Source organism: Bdellovibrio sp. HAGR004, assembly GCF_055397015.1.
In genome coordinates, this window is the sequence record NZ_AP029176.1 from 1,738,821 (window position 1) to 1,757,741 (window position 18,921).

Annotated in this window: 14 protein-coding genes; 6 read left to right on the forward strand and 8 right to left on the reverse strand. The window is 50.2% G+C overall.

From position 1 onward, the window contains the following. Positions 1–20: 20 nt before the first annotated feature. Positions 21–446, reverse strand: coding sequence for a response regulator (locus tag ACZ5ZV_RS08800; RefSeq protein ID WP_464121026.1), 426 nt, complete (start codon positions 444–446; stop codon positions 21–23). A gap of 210 nt (positions 447–656) precedes the next feature. On the opposite strand from ACZ5ZV_RS08800, the gene ACZ5ZV_RS08805 reads away from it, so the two are divergent. The 3 genes from ACZ5ZV_RS08805 to ACZ5ZV_RS08815 all read left to right on the forward strand — a co-directional run bounded on the left by ACZ5ZV_RS08805 (position 657) and on the right by ACZ5ZV_RS08815 (position 3,690). Further along, complete coding sequence (locus ACZ5ZV_RS08805; RefSeq protein WP_464121027.1) at positions 657–1,049, forward strand: helix-turn-helix domain-containing protein; 393 nt, start codon at positions 657–659, stop codon at positions 1,047–1,049. Between the two features lie 121 nt (positions 1,050–1,170). Next, complete coding sequence (locus ACZ5ZV_RS08810; RefSeq protein WP_464121404.1) at positions 1,171–1,602, forward strand: acyl-CoA thioesterase; 432 nt, start codon at positions 1,171–1,173, stop codon at positions 1,600–1,602. A 3-nt stretch (positions 1,603–1,605) separates the two neighbouring features. After that, complete coding sequence (locus tag ACZ5ZV_RS08815; protein WP_464121028.1) at positions 1,606–3,690, forward strand: response regulator; 2,085 nt, start codon at positions 1,606–1,608, stop codon at positions 3,688–3,690. Positions 3,691–3,710: 20 nt separating this feature from the next. Here ACZ5ZV_RS08815 and ACZ5ZV_RS08820 read toward each other — a convergent pair whose 3' ends face one another. From ACZ5ZV_RS08820 to ACZ5ZV_RS08840, 5 genes are all read right to left on the reverse strand, one after another. Next, the gene (locus ACZ5ZV_RS08820; RefSeq protein ID WP_464121029.1) at positions 3,711–4,133 is read right to left on the reverse strand and encodes a hypothetical protein; all 423 of its coding nucleotides are present in this window, start codon (positions 4,131–4,133) and stop codon (positions 3,711–3,713) included. Then, positions 4,121–5,251, reverse strand: a complete 1,131-nt coding sequence (locus ACZ5ZV_RS08825) for a hypothetical protein (RefSeq protein ID WP_464121030.1) — start codon at positions 5,249–5,251, stop codon at positions 4,121–4,123. Before ACZ5ZV_RS08825 ends, ACZ5ZV_RS08820 begins: the two co-directional genes overlap by 13 nt. Positions 5,252–5,357: 106 nt before the next feature. After that, positions 5,358–6,623: a GTPase HflX gene (gene hflX, locus ACZ5ZV_RS08830; RefSeq protein WP_464121031.1), complete on the reverse strand. Its 1,266-nt coding sequence runs from the start codon at positions 6,621–6,623 to the stop codon at positions 5,358–5,360. A gap of 47 nt (positions 6,624–6,670) precedes the next feature. Next, positions 6,671–7,798, reverse strand: a complete 1,128-nt coding sequence (chrA, locus tag ACZ5ZV_RS08835; protein ID WP_464121032.1) for a chromate efflux transporter — start codon at positions 7,796–7,798, stop codon at positions 6,671–6,673. Continuing rightward, positions 7,785–10,115, reverse strand: coding sequence for an NADP-dependent malic enzyme (locus ACZ5ZV_RS08840; RefSeq protein WP_464121033.1), 2,331 nt, complete (start codon positions 10,113–10,115; stop codon positions 7,785–7,787). The genes chrA and ACZ5ZV_RS08840 overlap by 14 nt, the downstream gene beginning before the upstream one ends. 389 nt (positions 10,116–10,504) lie before the next feature. On the opposite strand from ACZ5ZV_RS08840, the gene ACZ5ZV_RS08845 reads away from it, so the two are divergent. Next, positions 10,505–11,848, forward strand: coding sequence for a thiolase family protein (locus ACZ5ZV_RS08845; protein ID WP_464121034.1), 1,344 nt, complete (start codon positions 10,505–10,507; stop codon positions 11,846–11,848). A gap of 239 nt (positions 11,849–12,087) precedes the next feature. Then, complete coding sequence (locus ACZ5ZV_RS08850) at positions 12,088–14,241, forward strand: 3-hydroxyacyl-CoA dehydrogenase NAD-binding domain-containing protein (RefSeq protein ID WP_464121035.1); 2,154 nt, start codon at positions 12,088–12,090, stop codon at positions 14,239–14,241. Positions 14,242–14,298: 57 nt separating this feature from the next. On the opposite strand, the gene ACZ5ZV_RS08855 is transcribed toward ACZ5ZV_RS08850, so the two are convergent. Together ACZ5ZV_RS08855 and ACZ5ZV_RS08860 are read right to left on the reverse strand one after the other, a co-directional pair. Beyond that, positions 14,299–14,502 (reverse strand): CPXCG motif-containing cysteine-rich protein, encoded by a 204-nt coding sequence (locus tag ACZ5ZV_RS08855; protein WP_464121036.1) that lies wholly within the window; start codon positions 14,500–14,502, stop codon positions 14,299–14,301. Positions 14,503–14,577: 75 nt separating this feature from the next. Then, the gene (locus tag ACZ5ZV_RS08860) at positions 14,578–15,939 is read right to left on the reverse strand and encodes a peptide MFS transporter (RefSeq protein WP_464121037.1); all 1,362 of its coding nucleotides are present in this window, start codon (positions 15,937–15,939) and stop codon (positions 14,578–14,580) included. Positions 15,940–16,060: 121 nt separating this feature from the next. Between ACZ5ZV_RS08860 and ACZ5ZV_RS08865 the strand changes: the two genes are divergently transcribed. Next, positions 16,061–18,730 (forward strand): zinc-dependent metalloprotease, encoded by a 2,670-nt coding sequence (locus ACZ5ZV_RS08865; protein ID WP_464121038.1) that lies wholly within the window; start codon positions 16,061–16,063, stop codon positions 18,728–18,730. Positions 18,731–18,921: the final 191 nt, after the last annotated feature.

An 18,921-nucleotide genomic window follows, 5' to 3' on the forward strand; every position in this document is an offset into this window, starting at 1 on the left:
GAATTCTCCTGGGCAAAGGCTTAGGAAGCTTTGGCCTGGGTTGAAGGGTTGTGTTTAGCCCAAACGCGCTCCATTTTGGCTTTCAAAGTCGCTGAGTTGAAAGGCTTTACGACATAGTCCGACACACCGGCTTTGGCAGCCTCAAGAATGTGCTTTTGTTCAGACTCTGCTGTCACCAGCATGAAAGGCACAGACTTAGTGCGGGGGTCGGCTTTACAGGCTTTCAAAAGGTCGATGCCCTGCATTCCTGGCATATTCCAGTCCGAAATAATGAAGCCGTAAGGCTGTCCTGCATCATGAGCGGCCTGGATCATCGGCAGGGCGGTTTTACCGTCGTCAGCCTCCTCAACATTGGTGTAGCCCAGCTCATTTAGCACTTTTTTAATGATTTTTCGCATAGTTGCGAAGTCATCAACGACCAAAAACTTTGTATTTGTGGGAAACATAATATCTCCTGAAGGTTGTAAACTATGTAAAATCCTCATGCTTATCGGTCTAGTTTTTTAAAACTAGAGTCCAAAGCTATTGCGATTTTCAGTTTTTGTTGTCAGACTTTATTACAGGTGGTCGAGGCTACTTTTGGACATGAGTCCTGGGTGGCGTTGAAGGTTTAGACGGATTTAAAAACTAAAAACAACTAGCGGGAGGGAGCAAGGATGCTCAGAGATGTCCTGATTCAAAAAGGTCTTTCAAATAGAGAGGCAGAAGTTGCTGAACTTGTGTCTAAAGGCTTGTCCAACAAGGAAGTTGCGAACCAGCTTTTTGTAACTGAGAAAACAGTTAAATTTCACCTCACAAACATCTACAAAAAAATGAATGTGAAGTCTCGTGCACAGTTGATCGTATGGTGCTTGCCTCACCTTGGCTTTGTTGAAAGCGAAATTCGCGCTGAAAACAACAACCAAAGTGCAGCTGCCGCGACTGCATTCAACAACAACGCAACTCAAACGATCCCAGCTGGATCTGCGACAGTTGCAGGTACTACGACTCTACCAGGTGGCGGTTTGAACCGTGGCGGTAATTCCGATATTGGTATGGGCGGCATCTAATCTTTATTGATTAGATTGACTCTAAGGCGCAGGATGTGGAGACACAGACCTGCGCTTTGTTTTTTTAGAAAGGGGCTGCACCTTGGCTGACGCAAAACCTGTATCCCAATCTCAAGTGGTCATGACCCAATTGGTTCTTCCTTCCCATACCAACTCTCTGGGAAGCGTCTTCGGCGGAACGATCATGTCCTGGATCGACATCTGTGCCGCTATCTGCTCGCAAAGACACTGTAATAAGGAAACTGTCACAGCCAGTATTGACCGACTGGACTTCGTGGCGCCTGTCTATAAGGGATGGGTGGTGAATTTGAAGGCCAGTGTGAACTACACGTCCCGCACTTCCATGGAGGTCGGGGTCAGGGTGGATGCAGAGAACCCCAAGACAGGAGAGACTTTCCACACAGCTTCCGCCTACCTGACTTTTGTGGCTTTAGGTTCGATGGGAAAACCCACGGCGGTTCCAGCTTTGATTCTGGAAACTGACGACGACAGACGTCGCTTTGAGCAGGCAAAAAAACGTCGCGAAGTCCGACTGCAAAACAAAGCAAAATAGGCTGTGACGCCAGAGAATCAAGCCAATCCATTCGGGAAGCTTGCCAGCACCAGTCCAATGGTGCAGGCGACGTTAGGCTTTAACTGGTCTCAGACTGAGCTGGGGCCCATTGAAAAGTGGGATGCCGGCCTTATCAATTCCTTGCGCATTCTTTTTAGTTGTCCTGTTGGGATGTACTGCACATGGGGACCTCAGCGCCGTGTGTTTTACAATGACGCCTATATCCCCATTTTAAAACATCGCCATCCACACGCTTTGGGGGCGGCACTTCATGACGTGTGGCCCGAGGTTTGGGATCAGGTGCATGCCATCGTCAGACAGGTCGAGGCCGGAGGGAATGTCTTAGAATCCGATGTGCAGTTTGATATCGAAGTCGACGGTAAACCCCAGGGAAACTATTATACCTACGGCAATTCCCCGCTGTTTAATTCTGAAGGAAAAATTTCGGGAATGCTTTGCACGATTCTGGATACGACAACATCGGTGCTGCGAAATCGTGCAGCCGACGAAATTTTAGCTCGTTCCAATCAAGAGGTTCGGGCGGAACGCAGGAAGTTGCGTTCTATTTTGGAAAAAGCTCCGATTGCCATGGCTGTTGTGGAGGGGCCTGAGCATCGTTTTACGATGACGAATCATCTTTACCGCGAGCTGTTCCTGGGCGGGCGTGATGTCCAAGGGCAAAGGATCAAGGATTTATTTCCCAAGATGGAAGAACTCCAGGTTCTGGCACGACTTGATGAAACCTATCAGACGGGAAAAATCTTTGAAGCACAGAATTTTGAAATTCATGATCGTCGTGCTGACGGTGAAGAGATTTCGATCTTTGTCGATTTTGTCTTTCAGCCCATTTACGATGTGAACGATCAAATTGAGGGCCTTGTCCTGGCTATTAATAATGTCACCGATCGGGTGATGGCAGAACGTGCTCTGCAGTCTGCCAAGGTTGCTGCTGAAAATGCGAATCATGCAAAGTCAGCCTTTCTGGCGAATATGTCCCACGAAATTCGCACTCCTTTGGGCGTGATCCTTGGGTTCTCGGAAATCATCGGAACTCAGGATCTGGAGCCGGAAGAAAGAGAAAAGTATAGCGAGATCATTCATCGTAATGGTTTGTCGTTGACTCGGATCATCGATGATATTCTGGATTTATCCAAGATTGAGGCTGGTAAGTTTGAAATCGACATGGCTCCGGTAAGGCTTAAGAAGTTGGTTCAGGAAGTCCTGACCATGTTCTTGGATCATGCCTCCAGAAAAAATATTTACCTGAATTTCGATCTGGCCGAGATTGCGGATTTGGTTGTTGTTTCCGACGCGGTCCGAATCCGTCAAGTGTTGGTGAACCTGATAGGCAATGCGATTAAATTCACCTCGGAAGGTTCTGTAAAAATTTTGGGGCGTGTTGAATCCGTGAATGCAACACGCAAGAAGGTTGTCTTTGTCATAGAGGATACTGGTATTGGCATGACGCAAGAACAGGCGGATCGATTGTTCCAGCCGTTCACGCAGGCGGACATCACCTCGACCCGTCGTTTTGGTGGCACCGGTCTGGGGCTTGCACTATCCAGAAATCTGGCACATGCCCTTGGGGGTGACGTCAGGATCGTTCGCTGTGAACCTCAAAAGGGCAGTGTCTTTGAATTTACTTTTCAAGGTGAAGATGCAAATGCTGTCGCCCGCAGGGACATTGTCGAGACTTCGTCCGTCATAAAGCAAAGTCCTTTTGCAGGCTTCAAGGTGCTGGCTGTCGATGATTCGCCGGACAATCGGGAACTCATTAAAAGAATCCTGAGTCATTCGGGGCTTGAAGTCTATGAGGCTGAAAGTGGCGAAGAAGCCCTTCAGCAGTCATTAAAGCAGCATTATGATCTTGTTCTGCTGGATATTCAGATGCCGGGATTGGACGGGTATGGCACGTTATCAGAGCTTCGCAGATTGGGTTTTCAGGGGCCGATCATCGCTTTGACTGCCCACGCGATGAAGGAAGACAAAGAGCGCACTTTTGCAGCGGGATTTGCTGACCATTTGACCAAGCCCATTGATTCAAAGACTCTTCTGCACGCCCTTCAGTCACATCTTAAAAGAATGTAAAGCGGGCAGGGGGCGGCAACCTATTTACAAAGAACTTCGATCCAGCGAAGAGCTTCTTTGGCGTCAGTCGTCAGTTCAGCGCCGTCCTCTTTTCCCAGACTGTTGCTTGAGCGCACGGCTTGGGCCGCCTGTTCGCAGCGAATGGCGTCCTTCTTTTTTTCAGTCACAAGGTCAAATGCCGGGTCCAGGGTGTATAGGAAGCGGGAGACTTCTTTTTCATGCTCACTGCCCCCCAGAGGACTTTGTTTTTCGTATTGATCCAGAGTCTTTTCAAGCGACGCTTTTAGTTTTCCCAACAAAAGCGCACGCTTGTTTTTGTCGGGCTCTTTTTCGGCTTTGCTGATCAAAATTTGGGATTCCCTGGTGAAATCAGCCCGCACTTTAAGTCCAGCCCAAGTGGGTTGGATAAAGAGCAGAGCGCAGGTCAGGGTTATTGCACGCATGTGTCCCCCTTGATGGCACTCTTGCTGTGTTTTTCTTTTTGTTCAGGTTGCAGAAAATCCAAAAGTTCTTCCATTTTCTTTTCGGTGGACTTCAGATAGTCGCTGGCCCCTTCGATCTTGGCGCGAGCTTCGCCGGGAGGAGTGCTGTTGTTGATGCGAAGCTGGCGTATGAGGGACTTGGCGCCGCTAGGTCCATCGGGTCCGTAGGCGTGCAGTGTGAGGTAGTTCAGCACCTCGGCGTTGTTGGCCAGTTTGCTGGCGCGTTTTTCCAGGGCCGGTTTGATCACTTTGTCGCGCACATGCACATAATAGCCCAGGCCATAGATCAGGCTGCGCGCCAATCCCTTGTCCGGAGAAACCCACGTGCAGTAGTTTTTGGTGGCGCCACCGTGAGCTGGAGGCGTTTGCAGGTCTTTCTGAAGAATGCTTTTGAAGGCAGCACAGGCGGGATGAGAGCTATTCATCAGATCTTCTAAAATATAGGAGGCATTGCCTTTGATGAATTGACCGTTTTTTGTGTATCCGGCGATGTCCTTGACGGGATCTGAAACCAGTTGCCCGATACCAACGCCACCAGGATAGGCGATGTAAAAGTTAAAGGCGGTTTCATTGTTGATCTTTTTCAGAATAATGCGCGGATCAATCGGCATTCTTCCGTCCGAGATGCAGGCCGTGGCTTTGTTAATCGCAAAATGCAGGAAGTCCACTGTGGTGCGGTTCAGGCACGGTGCGGAACTTCCGGAGTTGGAAAACTTCTTGGGCTGACCATTCAGGCAGCTATAGCCATTGTTGCCGGGTTCGCGTTGCAGAGAAGCCTCGATGCAGGTTTTCTTTATCTGGGGAACTGAAGTGCGGGACAAGGTGCTTGCCAGACTGGTGAGAGTGCCTTTGACCGCTTTTGTTCCCGATGAGCCCGTCGGTTCACATGCAGGATTTTTTCGTTCGGCCTGAAAAGCCGCATAAAGGGCATCTTTAGAGCTGAGCAGGGCGCGGTTGATGTCCTGGTTCGTCAGTCCGCGTGTATCACCCTTGTCATTCACGCAAATGGGCGTGTTGGCCAGCCCCGTCGCTGCTCCGCTAAAAATGCTGAAGATAATAAGAAGGGCCCAGTGTCTCACTTCAGGGCTTATCGGACCAATTGTGGAAAAAATAAGTTAAAAATAAAAAAATCCCAGGACCTTCATCCTGGGATTTAAAAGGAAGTGATCCTTAATAGTCTGTGAGCTACTTCACCAGATACTCTTTCCAGCGATTCAGCAGTGAAGGTGTGAGTTGCGTGTAGCAGACCGTTCCTTCGGTGGCAGTTTCCTTGCGCAGGATCTGGGCTTCGCGTCCCAGATCGAAGATTTTGTATTCTTCTGATCTTGGGAAATAAAGCTGAACATCCTGTTGCATCTCGCTCACGATCTGCGCCATTAGTTTTTTCAACTGTTCCATGCCTTGTCCGGTCAGCGCGCTGACAAACACGCGGGGATAGGCTTTGACTCTAAATTGTCTTTCCAAAGGTGCGATATCACTTTTGTTAAAGACGTGAATAATCTTTTTGTCCTGCCAGTTGAATTCCTTAATCAGCTCTTCAACCACTTCAATTTGTCGTTCCATATTGGGAGAAGACAAATCCACGACATGCAGTAAAACATCGGCCTCAGAGGACTCTTCAAGTGTTGCTTTAAAGGCTTCAATCAGCTGTGTCGGCAGTTTGCGGATGAATCCCACTGTGTCGGTGACGACGGCGGGCGGGCCATCGGGCAAAAAGATCTTACGTGTTGTCGGGTCCAGGGTGGCGAAGACCTGATTTTTGGTCATCACTTGGGCACCGGTCAAACGGTTGAGCAAAGAGCTTTTTCCGGAGTTGGTGTAGCCGATCAGCGCAAAGGACGGGATCTCGTGACGACGACGAGATTGCCTGTGTTGCGCGCGGTTTTGGCGCACACTTTCAAGTTTTTTCTTAATAAGTGCCACGCGTTCCCGGATGCGACGACGGTCGTTTTCCAGGGCTGTTTCCCCGGGCCCACGAGTTCCGATACCGCCCCCTTGACGAGACAGGGAGTCCAACCAGGCGCCGACGTTGCGGGGCATTTGATCCAGCAGCTGTGCAAGTTCCACTTGAAGTTTTCCTTCAAAAGTCTGCGCACGCTGAGCAAAGATATCCAAGATCAGCTGATTGCGGTCAATCACGCGGGCTTTGACGATCTGCTGAAGATTTCGCTGTTGAACCCCGGAAAGCTGATGGTCCATCACCACAATGGTGGCACCACTGTCGCGAACCATTTCGGCCACTTCCTCGACCTTGCCGGTTCCGATCAGGGTCGCGGGATTCCACTGCGGCAGAACTTGAATAAGAGATCCTACGATTTCTCCGCCTGCGGCAGAAACCAGCTCTTCAAGTTCCAGCAGATTTTCTTTGATTTCAGTAAGGGGTTCGGTCTTCAGACCGACACCAATGACGATGGCTCTATCCTGGTCTTTTACATGGGCTTGATTATTCAATCAGGAAAACCCTCCCTTGGTCTTAATTTTAGCACGGTCGCACAGGCTCACAAAGTTAAATTTTGTACTAACAACGAAAGCAGGCCGCCCCCAAGAATCAGAGCCGCACTGGGAAGGCGCCGAGCCAGCAAAAGCAGACTTAGCAAGAATAAGGTCCAGCTGAAAAATCCGGTGAGTGTCCCCGCAGCCAGGGAAATAAAGACCGAAATCAGAAGCCCCACGGACACGGCCACCACGCCTTTTAAAAAACGTTGAAGCCAGTCGGAACTTTCCAGACGACGATGCAGAACGATGCTAAGAGCCACGAATCCAAAGGCCGGAAGGAAAATGCCCAAAGTGGCAACAACGGCGCCCCAAAGGCCTTGCACCAGGTAGCCTATGAAGGTGGCTGTGGTGAAGACCGGACCCGGCGTGAATTGGCCGACGGCCACGGCATCCAGCAGTTGGGTTTGTGTGATCCAGCCGCGCTTTTCTAAAAGTTCTGTTTGCAAAAAGCTGAGCAGGACATAGCCGCTGCCAAAAAGAACGGATCCGATTTTAAAGAACACCCAAAAAAGTGGAGCCAGATTCCACAGCCGTTTTTCCGGAGAAAGAATCAGCCACGCCAGCGCGCCCCCGACAAAAAGTAGCGGAATTTCAGAAGTGCCGCGCTGGTGCATTGCCACGGTCAAGCCCACGGCGGACGCCATAAAAAGGGAGGCTCTTGTTTTTAAATCTTTAAAGTGAAGAAGTTCGCGGTAGGTTCTTTTGTCAAAAAGGTTCAGGGCAAATCGTCCCAGAGCCTGAAGGATGATGGCCAGGATGACCGCCTTGGCTCCCAGTAGGAAGGATTCTGTTTCAGGGAGTTTTGCATAAAGACTGTAAAAGTACGCCAAGGTCAGAACAATCAAGAAGGCGGGCAGAATAAAACAGACACCGGCAATCCAGAATCCCCTCCAGCCATCACGGCGATAGCCGATATGAATGGCAAGCTCGGTAGAGTTCGGACCGGGGATCAGATTGGCCAGCGCCAGCAGTTTTAAAAAGTCCTCACGCGAGAGCCACTGCCTGCGGTGAACGAACTCTTCTTCCATCATAGAAATATGAGCTGCGGGGCCGCCAAAAGAGGTGGCCCCCAACTTCAGAAAAAGTCTGGCGAGCTCTGATGCAGAGCCGGTCTGACTATTTCTTTTCACGGTTCTTCAGAACTTCCTTGATGAACTGCGCTTCCAATGCGGTGAAGACCACAGAGTTCACGATGCCATCCACGGTCGTCGTTCTTTGCAGAACGTTGGCGGATCTGCGAATGCCCGTCAGGAAAGGTCCGATCACTTCCACTTTTCCAACCTGCTGGATCAGTTTGTAAGTAATGTTAGCTGATTCCAGATTCGGGAACACCAGCACGTTCGCGCCACCTTTAAGGCCAGAGAACGGGAACAGTCTTTCCATGATCTCAGGGTTCACGGCTGTGTCGGCTTGCATGTCGCCTTCAACCATTAGGTCAGGGCGGATTTCACGCACAAGTTCCGCCGCACGTTTCATTTTCTTAGGTGTGCCGTCAGCGCCGCTAAAGTTAGAGTAGCTCAACATCGCAACCCGCGGCTGGATGCCGAAGTATTCCACAATGCGTGCAGCCTGTAGGGCAATCTGCGCACACTGTTCAGCTGACGGGTTGAAGTTCACGGTCGTGTCTGCCAGAACCAGGAACTTGTCTTCCAAAAGAACAAAGTTCAAGCCCGCCGGAACACCGTCTTTGTAAGTGCCGATGGATTGCAGGATGGGACGAACCGCATCTGCATAGTTGATGGAAGCCCCGCTGACCATGCCGTCAGCATCGCCCATGCGAACCATCATGGCTGCAAAGTGATTAGGGTCCGCCATCAGACGTTCGGCTTCACTGAGGTTGACACCTTTACGTTGTCTTAAAGAATAAAGCTTCTCTACGTAAGAATAATACTTCGGATAGGCAGACGGGTGGATGATCGTCACATCTTTCAGCAGCGGAATATCCAAAGCGTTGATTTTTTCTTTTACGCGGTCAGGATAGCCCAAAAGGATCGGCTGACAGATTCGTTCTTCAACCAAAGTGGCCAGCGCCTTTAAAACTTTGGTGCTGGTGCCTTCCGGGAAGACGATGCGTGGCAGTTCGCCGCCGTTGGCATCAGAATTCTGGTGCACGCGGTTGATCGCAGAGCGGATGAAAACCTTGCTTGGACCTTGCAAAGCCTCCAAAGTTTCAAGGTAAGAATCCCAGTCTTCAATTGCACGCGTCGCCACGCCGGATTTCATCGCCGCTTTCGCCACTTCCGGAGCTACACGCAAAAGCACACGTGTATCGAACGGTTTTGGGATCAGATAGTCGCGACCGAACTTAAAGCTTTTGCCGCCGTAAGTGGCAGAAACTTTGTCCGGCACATCTTCGCGCGCCAGTTTTGCCAAAGCATGAACTGCGGCGAGCTTCATCTCTTCATTGATTTGGGTGGAGCGCGTATCCAAAGCCCCACGGAAAATGGACGGGAAGCCCAGAACATTGTTCACCTGGTTCGGATAGTCCGAACGGCCCGTGGCGATAATGGCATCCGGACGGGCTGCGCGGGCTTTGTCTGGAGTGATTTCCGGCTCTGGGTTGGCCATGGCAAAGATGATAGGATCTTTGGCCATATCCTTCAGCATTTCCGGAGTGAGTGCACCTGCCACAGAAAGGCCGACAAACACGTCAGCACCGCGCAAGGCCTCAGAAAGTGTGCGCACTTCAGTTTCCGCTGCGAAGAACTCCTTGTACTTGTTCATGCCTGCCGTGCGGCCTTTGTAGATCACCCCTTGAGAGTCGCACATGATGATGTTTTCACGACGTGCGCCCAAGGCGATGAAAATGCGCGCGCAAGAATTCGCAGAAGCACCGGCCCCATTTACGACGATACGAATATCTTCCATTTTGCGATTTGTAATCGCGCAGGCATTCAACAGCGCTGCCCCGGAAACAATCGCGGTTCCGTGCTGATCGTCGTGGAAGACGGGGATGTTCATTTCTTTTTTCAGGCGCTCTTCGATTTCAAAGCACTCAGGGGCCTTGATGTCTTCCAGATTGATGCCACCGAAAGTGGGTTCTAAAACACGAACGGCATTACAGAAGACATCCACATCTGTTGCAGCCACTTCGATATCGAAAACATCAATGCCGGCAAATTGTTTGAACAAGATGCCCTTGCCTTCCATCACCGGTTTTCCGGCAGCAGGGCCGATGTTGCCAAGGCCCAGAACCGCAGTCCCGTTGGAGATCACCGCCACCAGATTGCCTTTTGAGGTGTAATCATAAACTTTGGAAGGATCTTTTGCGATAGCCTTGCAGGGAGCGGCCACGCCCGGGGAATACGCCAAAGAAAGATCTTTTTCCGTCGCGCAGGGCTTGGAGGAGATCACCTCAATTTTTCCCGGTTTGCCCTTCTGGTGATAGGCCAAAGCTTCTTGATCGAAGTTCGTCGTGCCGGTTTTGATATCGTTTTTCGTTTCCAAGGATGCTCCTTTTTCTTGCCCGTTTTTCGGGACAGTTGCCAGGCTCCCGCAGAGAAGGATTTTGCGACCCATTTCAATGGGTTAGGGGGAGTCCAGTTACAAGTGCCTTTACTCTACCGAGGGGGGCTAGGTGGGTCAATGAATGGGCTGATTGGCGCAGCGAGCCTTGTTCGTAAAAAAAATCTATCAGAGCGAAAAGTGCTCGCTTTTAGAGCAGAACTTCTAGTTCTGACCGAAAAGCCCGCAGGGACGCGCCTTTCCTGTGCCTAGACCAACAGTCTGCAGAGTCTTGCTTCGGGCTCCGACCCAGATGGGGCCCTTTTACTATTTGGTGGAACTGCCGAAAAGACATATCATTTTAATGGGTTATACAACTAAGGAGTCAGTTGATGAAATCACCACGTGATGTTGTTCTTGTAGAAGGTCTACGTACACCTTTCGCAAAAGCGGGAACAAAACTTAAGAAGGTCCACCCGGCAGAGCTGGGTAAAGTTGCACTGAAACAAGTGATCGCAAATACAAATCTGGATGTGAATCTTGTGGATGAAGTGATTATTGGCAACACGGGAAATCCTGCCGATGCAGTCAATATCTCTCGCGTGGTGGCGTTGAATGCCGGCATCCCTTTGAAGACGTCCGCTTACACTGTGCACCGCAACTGTGCTTCTGCGTTGGAATCCATTTCCAACGGCTATGAAAAAATCAAATCAGGCACCATGGATGTGATTGTTGCCGGTGGTACTGAAAACATGTCTCAGATGCCAACGCTTCCTCCGAAGAAGTTTCAGGAGATTTTTGAAAAGTTGTTTGCGGCAAAAGGTCCGAAGCAGGCTTTGCCACTGTTGTGGTCCCTGTTTAAAGCCGACATGAAACAGATCAAGGCTTTGCTTTCTGGAAACATGAAAGATGAATACTTCCCGGTGATCTCTGTGATGATGGGTCTGACAGATCCTTTTGTCGGTATCAACATGGGCCAGACAGCCGAAATTCTGGCGAAAGAATGGGGTCTTTCCAGAGAAACTCAAGACAAGTTTGCTCTGCGTTCTCACTTGCTGGCGTCCAAAGCCATGAAAGAGGGCCGCATGCGTGAAGAGATTGCTCCGGTATATCTGGCTCCTGAATATAAAGAAGTAATCTCTGAGGATATCGGGCCTCGTGAAAGTCAGACGCTTGAGGCTTTGGCGAAATTGAAACCATTCTTCGATAAGGCGACAGGCTCCATCACAGCCGGAAATTCCTGCCCGATCACTGACGGGGCGGCGATGGTGCTTTTGATGTCCCGTGAAAAGGCCGAAGCTTTGGGTTATAAACCGCTGGCAACCATCCGCTCTTATGGATTTGCCGGACTGGAGCCAGAACGCATGGGCTTGGGCCCGGTGTACTCTTCACCTGTGGCGTTGAAACGTGCGGGATTGACGATGAAGGATATCGGCCTGGTGGAGCTGAATGAAGCCTTCGCCGCACAAGTTCTGTCCTGCCAAAAGGCATTTGATTCTGACAAATTTGCTCAGGAAAAACTGGGATTGTCTTCCAAAGTCGGGGAAATCCGTGATGAGATTCTAAATGTCAACGGTGGAGCGATTGCACTTGGTCACCCCGTGGGCGCGACGGGAACTCGTATTGTTCTGACTTTGGCCAAAGAAATGAAACGCCGAAATACGCAGTTTGGTCTGGCGACTTTGTGTATCGGTGGTGGTCAAGGCGGATCCATGATCCTTGAGAACGAGGGCTAAAAGAAGCTCTCGGGGCCGAAGCCCTTGGGACAGAGCCCGGCTCTGCGCTCATAGGCTTCGGACAGTCCTCGCGGACGCCTTCCCTTTGGGATGAGCTGCTGCGGAACTTGCCTCTGAGCACAGATCCAGGCTCTGTCCCAAGGGCTTCGGGAGAGCTTCTTTCGCAAAGTTCACAAGGACTGATGGTTGGTGTTTTAGATTTAGAATGTTTTTAGATTTGCAACTTAGGAGTTTTCAGAATGTCGATTCAGGAAAGTATTAAAATTGTTCCTCAGGGTGAGGTTGCTGTTGTTGAGTTTGATCTGGTCGGGGAGAAAGTTAATAAGTTCTCCACGCCCGTGATGATGCGCCTTAAGGAAGTTGTTGAGGAGTTGAAGAAGTCCTCATACAAGGCGGTTATTTTTAAATCCAATAAGCCTAAGATTTTTATTGCGGGTGCGGATATCGAAGAAATCAAAAGTATGACCAAGGCTGAGGAATTCGAAGCTGCTGTAAAAGGTGGGCAGGAAGTTATCAGCATGGTGGAAGACCTGCCCATGCCGACGATTGCGGCTGTGAATGGTGCCTGCATGGGTGGTGGTTGTGAGTTCATTTTGGCTTGTGACTATCGTATTGCTTCTGAGGATTCTTCCACGAAGATTGGCTTGCCGGAAATTCAATTGGGCATCTTGCCTGGTTTCGGTGGCTGCGTGCGCATGCCTCGCGTGATTGGTTTGCAGGCGGCATTGGATATCATCCTGGCCGGGAAGTCTGTGAATGCCAAGAAGGCTTTGAAAATCGGCCTGGTTGACAAGATGGTTCACGCCAATTTGCTGGAGTCCTTCTCTTTGAAATGGGCGAAAGAAATTATTGCCGATGGCGGGAAAAAGCGTCGTAAAAAGTACCAGCCCAAGGGAGCTGTGAACAGCATTCTGGAAAGTGCCTTGGGGCGTGGAATTGTCTTTAAAAAAGCCCGTGAAGGTGTTTTGAAGGCAACCAAAGGCCACTACCCAGCGCCACTTCAGGCCTTGGAAGTGATTCAAAAAACTTACGGCATGTCTGATCGTGAAGCGGCTTTGCGCATTGAACGTGAAGGTTTCTGTAAGTTGGGCGTGACTGATATTTCTAAAAATCTGATCCACGTTTTCTATTTGACCGAGATGGTGAAAAAGCAAAACGGTGTTCCGGGTGTCGATGTGAAACCTCGAGAAGTGAAAGGTTTGGGTGTTTTGGGGGCGGGCACCATGGGGGGCGGTATCGCCTACGTGGCGGCCGACAAGGGCATCCAGGTTCGCATGAAGGATTTAAACACCGATGCTTTGGGGAAAGGTCTTAAACACGCCAGCGATCTTTGGATGAAGCTGGTGAAAAGAAAATCCATCGACAAGTATCAGTTCCAGCAAAAAATGGACATGGTGTCTGTGACGACGGATTATTCCGGCTTCAAGAATCTGGATGTGGTGGTGGAAGCCATCGTTGAAGACATGGGTATCAAACAAAAAGTCATCGGTGAGTGTGCAGGTCAAATGCGCCCTGACGCGATCATTGCGACCAACACCAGCTCCTTGTCTGTGACAGAGATGGCCAAAGGTCATCCGCGTCCTGAATACTTCGCCGGGATGCACTTCTTCAATCCGGTGAATAAGATGCCTTTGATTGAAGTCATTCGTGGGGAAAAAACATCTGATGAAACCATTGCGACAATCTACGAGCTGTCCAAAAAAATGGGTAAAATGCCAGTCGTTGTAAAAGACGGCCCGGGCTTCCTGGTGAATCGCCTGCTTCTGCCGTACATGGGTGAAGCGGCGTTCCTGCTTCAAGAAGGCATGAGCATTGAATTCGTGGACAAGGTTTATGTGAAAGAATTCGGTATGCCGATGGGTCCATTTGAATTGATGGACGAAGTGGGATTGGATGTGTGCTTGAAGGTTCTGAAAATCTTCAAAAAAGCTTTCGGCGAACGCATTGAACTTGCGCCTTGCATGGAAGCTCTGGGGAACTCCGGTCGCCTGGGTCGCAAGAACGGCAAAGGTTTCTATACATACACTGAAGACGGAAAGCGTGGTGCAGTTGATCAGACTGTTTATGCAGCTCTGGGCCTGGGTCAGCCGACCAATCCTTATGACTCTAAAGAGTGCATCGAGCGCGGTGTGTTTGCCATGGTCAACGAGTGTTCTTTGGCTTTGATCGAGGATCGCATCGTTGAAACTCCGCATGAAGTGGACCTGGCGATGATCATGGGTACGGGCTTCCCACCATTCCGTGGGGGACTGCTGAAATACGCTGATAGCATCGGAAGTCAGTATGTGGCTGATCAGTTGGCAATGTATGCTTCCAGTCGCAAGGCGGCTCGTTTGAAGCCGGCGACTCCGCTGACAAACATGGCCAAAGCCAACAGCAAGTTCTATAAATAGATTTTAGAAAAGAAGAGATCTGTGAGGGCCGGGCTCCAGTAATGGAGTCCGGTTTTTTTATATGGGCATTTCGTCATACCCACTGCCGCGACCGACATTGAGTTTGAATCGAAACTGAGACTGGTCCCAGTAAGCGTGCAGGGCGATGGGGTGACAGCACACCTCACAGTCGTAAATGAACTCCTGATCTTCGCCGTCCTCGCGATAGATGGTCATCCAGAACTTCTCTCTGCAATAGGGGCAGATGACTTTATATTCCATAAAACCTCCTGAAGTCCTCCCTTTCATTTTCCGACGTCGGGTGAGGACTTCAAGCGGCTTTGTGTAAATACAAATCTAGACTTCTTTCCCCAAAGCTTGGGTCAGGAATTTGTGACAGAGGAAGAACAAGATCGCAGGAACCAGGCTCAAGCCCGCCAGAAGCAGGAAAAAGTGATCTTTCCCCATCTGTTCGTAGTACATCCCGATGTAGCCTGCGACATAGTTTCCGAAGAACGACGACAGGAACCAGACTCCCATCATCATGGACACGATTTTAGCCGGGGAGACCTTGGTCACCAAGGAAAGCCCAATTGGAGAAATATACAGTTCTGCCATCGTCAGCAGGAAGGTGGAACCGAACAGCCATAACACAGATCCTTGTCCTGTTCCCACCACTTGAGCCGCGATGTACATCACTCCCAAGGCCAGAGCACCAATGGCGCATCCCAGGGCCATCTTGGTGACTGTGGAAGGGGCGTTTTTGTGGCGGGCTTGCCATGCCCAGACACGATCCAGCAGTGGAGCAAAAAGGACGATCACGATCGGATTGAAGGACTGATACCAGGTCGACGGGATTTCCCAGCCGAAGAACACCCAGTCTGTATTTTGGTCGGACCACAATTGCAATGTGTTACCCTGTTGCTCGTAAACTCCCCAGAAGAAGATCGTCACCATGCACAGGAAGGTCAGGGCCCAGGTGCGAGTCCATTCCTCTTTGGTCAGGGGTTCGTGAGATGCGGCCTCTACTTCTTTGATGGAGACTTTGTGTTCTGTCTCAGGCAGGTGCTTTCCACCCAGGTGATAAATGGCCAGAGACAGCAGCATTCCCACCCCGGCAGCGCCAAAGCCCCAGTGCCATCCCACTTTTTGCCCCAAAGTGCCGCAGATCAAAGGGGAAAGAATCGCTCCCAGATTGATCCCCATATAGAAGATCGTGTAGGCGCCATCGCGGCGGGTATCACCTTGGGCATATAAGCCACCAACTTGCGTGGAGATGTTGGGTTTGAAGAAGCCGTTACCCACAATCAGGAACAGCAGGGCTGGGAAAAACAGGCTTTCCACCGCCATCAGGAAGTGGCCAATGGCCATCAGAAAGCCGCCGATATAGACAGAGCGGCGCTGGCCGATGAAGCGGTCGGCGATAATTCCCCCAAAGAAGGGTGTAAAATAAACAAAGCCTGTGTAAAGGCCATAGATCTGCGAGGACAGAGCCTGATGGGATAGTGTGCCGAAGAAGTACTCATGGATGGCTTTGATTGTTTCATACCCCCAAATAGTTTTGCCTTCCTGAGCCTGAATGAAAAGGTATTGAGTCATATAAAGCACTAGAAGAACGCGCATCCCGTAGTATGAGAATCTTTCCCACATTTCTGTGAAAAACAGTGTAAAAAGTCCTCGCGGATGACCGAAGAAGTTCTTTTCAGCAGTGGCGTTCATGATGGGTCCTCGTTGTCTAAGTTATGAACATTGCAAATTTTCTTTTTTTCAGATGCCTTTTGATCTTGGCAAGAGTTTGGCATAAAAGCACTCAAATTGTATGTTCGCGGGAGGGTCCTTCATGACATTTAATAAGCACATCATGGTTGTCAGCGCCTTGATTTCTACTTTGGCGATTTCCGCTTGTACGAAAACCGAAAAAGAGATCATCCGTGAAAAGCAGGCTCCCACGAATGTGATGCAGTCCTTCAGTCAACCGACCGTGCAGGATCTTTGCGATAAAGCCTCTTGCATCAAAATCCAAAAAGACGCTTTGGGGAAGGTCTTTCTTTTGATCGCCTCCGGTATCACTTCAGGCTCGACACCTCAGTGGTATGACCTGAAGCCGCTGGTTGTCAGTTTTGAGAAGTCCGGCAAAAAAATTGCGCTGATTGGTGAAAACTATAACAGCATCTATGAAGAAATCCGCACTGTGAACTTGATCCAGAGCTTTGATGTGATCACGGAAGACGAAAGTTCTGTGACCTTTGATTGGGGGCAAGGATTAAAAACCTTTGTCCTTCAGCGTTCTTATGATGTGGATGCCCCTCGTGGCAATGTGGACCTGACTGAAAGTTCTTTAAGCTCTTTGCCGGTGATTGATTCCTTCGTGACGGGCATCAAGTACGATGAAAAGAACATCGAACTCACCCAGCTTTCCAAGGTGCGCAGCGATGTGATGCGCATGAACTCTGATAAGAGCTTAAACGGGGAAGCACGCGAAGAAACCATCAACATGAATATTCAGATTCGCACCTATGATCTGGGCGACAACTTTAAAAAGAAAGAATACGACAAATCCCGTCGCGTAGGTTTCTTTGTGACGAAGGTGGCAAAACCTGGTTACAGCAAAGAGATGACAAACTTGATCACCAAGTGGGACCTGTCTTCACAAAAGGGCCCCATTGTTGTGCGTATTTCTGATGCCGTTCCTGCTGATTACGAGCAGGCGGTGATTGAAGGGGCGCTGTACTGGAATAAAGTGTTTGGCCGGGATGTGATCCAGGTGGAAACCAAAGTGCCCGCCCATTCCGCACCGAAAGACCGCACGATCATGTTGCGCTGGATCCCTTGGCTGGATTCCGGTGCGGCCTACGCCATCGGTCAATCGGATCCTTTGACCGGCGAGCTTCTGCGCGCTCAGGTCTTTATGCCGTCCGTCTTCACGCGTGTGGGGTCTGCGGATCTGGTGAAGCTGAATGGTGATATTCCCGTGGTTGCGGCAGGGGCCGTGGCCTGTGACCTTTCGCAATCCCTACTGGCTCTCAACAAGCTGGCTCGCGAAGCCAGTGATTCTCAACGTCTGCGTCTGGCCCAAGACAGTGTGCGTTCGACCGTAGCCCACGAACTGGGTCATGCTTTGGGTCTTCGTCATAACTTTGCGGGTTCTTCTTCGGCGAAAGTGTCCACTTCAGAGATCTATGAAGCAGCAAAAACCTATCTGAAGGATCTGGCTCACCAGGGGCTTGAGACCACGACAAGTATCATGGACTATGTCAGTGGCATTGATGATGTCCTGATGTCAGGACGTTTGAAACATGCCCCTTTGGCTTATGATAAGATGGCCATGGATTGGGCTTATGCTGAAGATGATGCGGCTTTGGATGAAAAGATCTCGCGCTATTGTACAGATGACGACATTGCAGTTGCCAATTCTCAAGGATTGCAAATTTACGGGTGTGAACGATTTGATGCCGGGAGCAATCCTTTGCAGCGAAAGTATCTTGATGGCCTTGATGAACGGGATGGTTTGGTGAATGTCCTGTTTGCGTCAATCATGGGACGCCTGCTACCGGGTGATCAGCCTGATGTTGTCAATGATCTGGATGCGGTTTTAAAAGATACGGTGAAATGGTCCAAGGCGAACATAGACATGTCGTTTGTTGCTCAGGCTTTGTTCGACAGCACAAAAAATGGGGCGCCGGCAGCGTCTTTTGCTTCCTTGACGGGAGTAAAAAACGGTCAGGTTATTTACGCGCGCTTTGGCATGGATCAGACCTTCAAGGCGGATCGTCAGCGGTCCTTGCAGGCCGCCGGTGGTTATGCGGCCCTGTTGAACGGTCTTCTGCGCAACGAAGAGGGGCAGATCAATATAGACTGGTTGGATCGCCAGATTGCGGCGCTGAAGAACAGTTCTTATCTGGCCTCTGGTAAGACTCTGGCGGGGCGTGAGTATACTTTGACCCAGGAGCAACAGCGCAAGATCGTGCGCTTTATGGAATCCTTAAAGACGCCTAACGAAAAAGTTCTGCTCAGTGCGGCGGCTGCCATTTTGCCTCGTTTGAATGAGAAAGTGGAAGATGAATCCGGCAAAGAAGTTCTGATGACATCGTTGTTGGCAGAGAATGTTCTGACTGAGTCCGATGTGGAGTCCTTGGCGCAGCTTTATCTGGATCTGGTTTCTGCGACAACGGGGACGGTGTCAGTGCGCGTGGGGGCCGGTTTGGCTCAACAGGTGGTCTTGCCTTATTATTACCTCAACGGAGAAGAAAAAGCGGTCTTTGCCAAACTCTTATCTTCAAAGGGTCTGCGATTTAATATGACTTTGAAGGTGGCTCAGGCCAAGGCGGAGCAGGAAAACAAGATCAATGAGCTTCTGGCGGACATTGATCCATCCTTAAATATCGTCACGGAAGCGGACCCCTCCACGCTGGCTTTGCGCTTGTTGCAGGCGGGCTTGGTGGATTCCGGGGCGGCAGCGTGGTTGAAATCGGAAATCGCTGTGCTGACGGCTTTAAAAGCCGTGCAGTAGTTGAACTGTTTCAATTTGAGATTCATTGAAGGCATGGTTCCATGAACCATGCCTTTGTTGTTTAAAGTTTAGGCGACTGATTCCCAGAAGTGGCCCAGGGGTGTTATTCGTTTCAGCGTGAAACGAAGCTGCGGCGCCATCTCAAATTTAAGCCGGGCACGCCTGGCCCGGCTCTTGCCTTAGTGATAGGC

Bases quoted from the DNA above. Each gene is read 5' to 3' on its own strand.
- ACZ5ZV_RS08800 (WP_464121026.1), bottom strand. From the start codon at position 446: ATGTTTCCCACAAATACAAAGTTTTTGGTCGTTGATGACTTCGCAACT.
- ACZ5ZV_RS08805 (WP_464121027.1), top strand. From the start codon at position 657: ATGCTCAGAGATGTCCTGATTCAAAAAGGTCTTTCAAATAGAGAGGCA.
- ACZ5ZV_RS08810 (WP_464121404.1), top strand. From the start codon at position 1,171: ATGACCCAATTGGTTCTTCCTTCCCATACCAACTCTCTGGGAAGCGTC.
- ACZ5ZV_RS08820 (WP_464121029.1), bottom strand. From the start codon at position 4,133: ATGCGTGCAATAACCCTGACCTGCGCTCTGCTCTTTATCCAACCCACT.
- ACZ5ZV_RS08845 (WP_464121034.1), top strand. From the start codon at position 10,505: ATGAAATCACCACGTGATGTTGTTCTTGTAGAAGGTCTACGTACACCT.
- ACZ5ZV_RS08850 (WP_464121035.1), top strand. From the start codon at position 12,088: ATGTCGATTCAGGAAAGTATTAAAATTGTTCCTCAGGGTGAGGTTGCT.
- ACZ5ZV_RS08855 (WP_464121036.1), bottom strand. From the start codon at position 14,502: ATGGAATATAAAGTCATCTGCCCCTATTGCAGAGAGAAGTTCTGGATG.
- ACZ5ZV_RS08860 (WP_464121037.1), bottom strand. From the start codon at position 15,939: ATGAACGCCACTGCTGAAAAGAACTTCTTCGGTCATCCGCGAGGACTT.
- ACZ5ZV_RS08865 (WP_464121038.1), top strand. From the start codon at position 16,061: ATGACATTTAATAAGCACATCATGGTTGTCAGCGCCTTGATTTCTACT.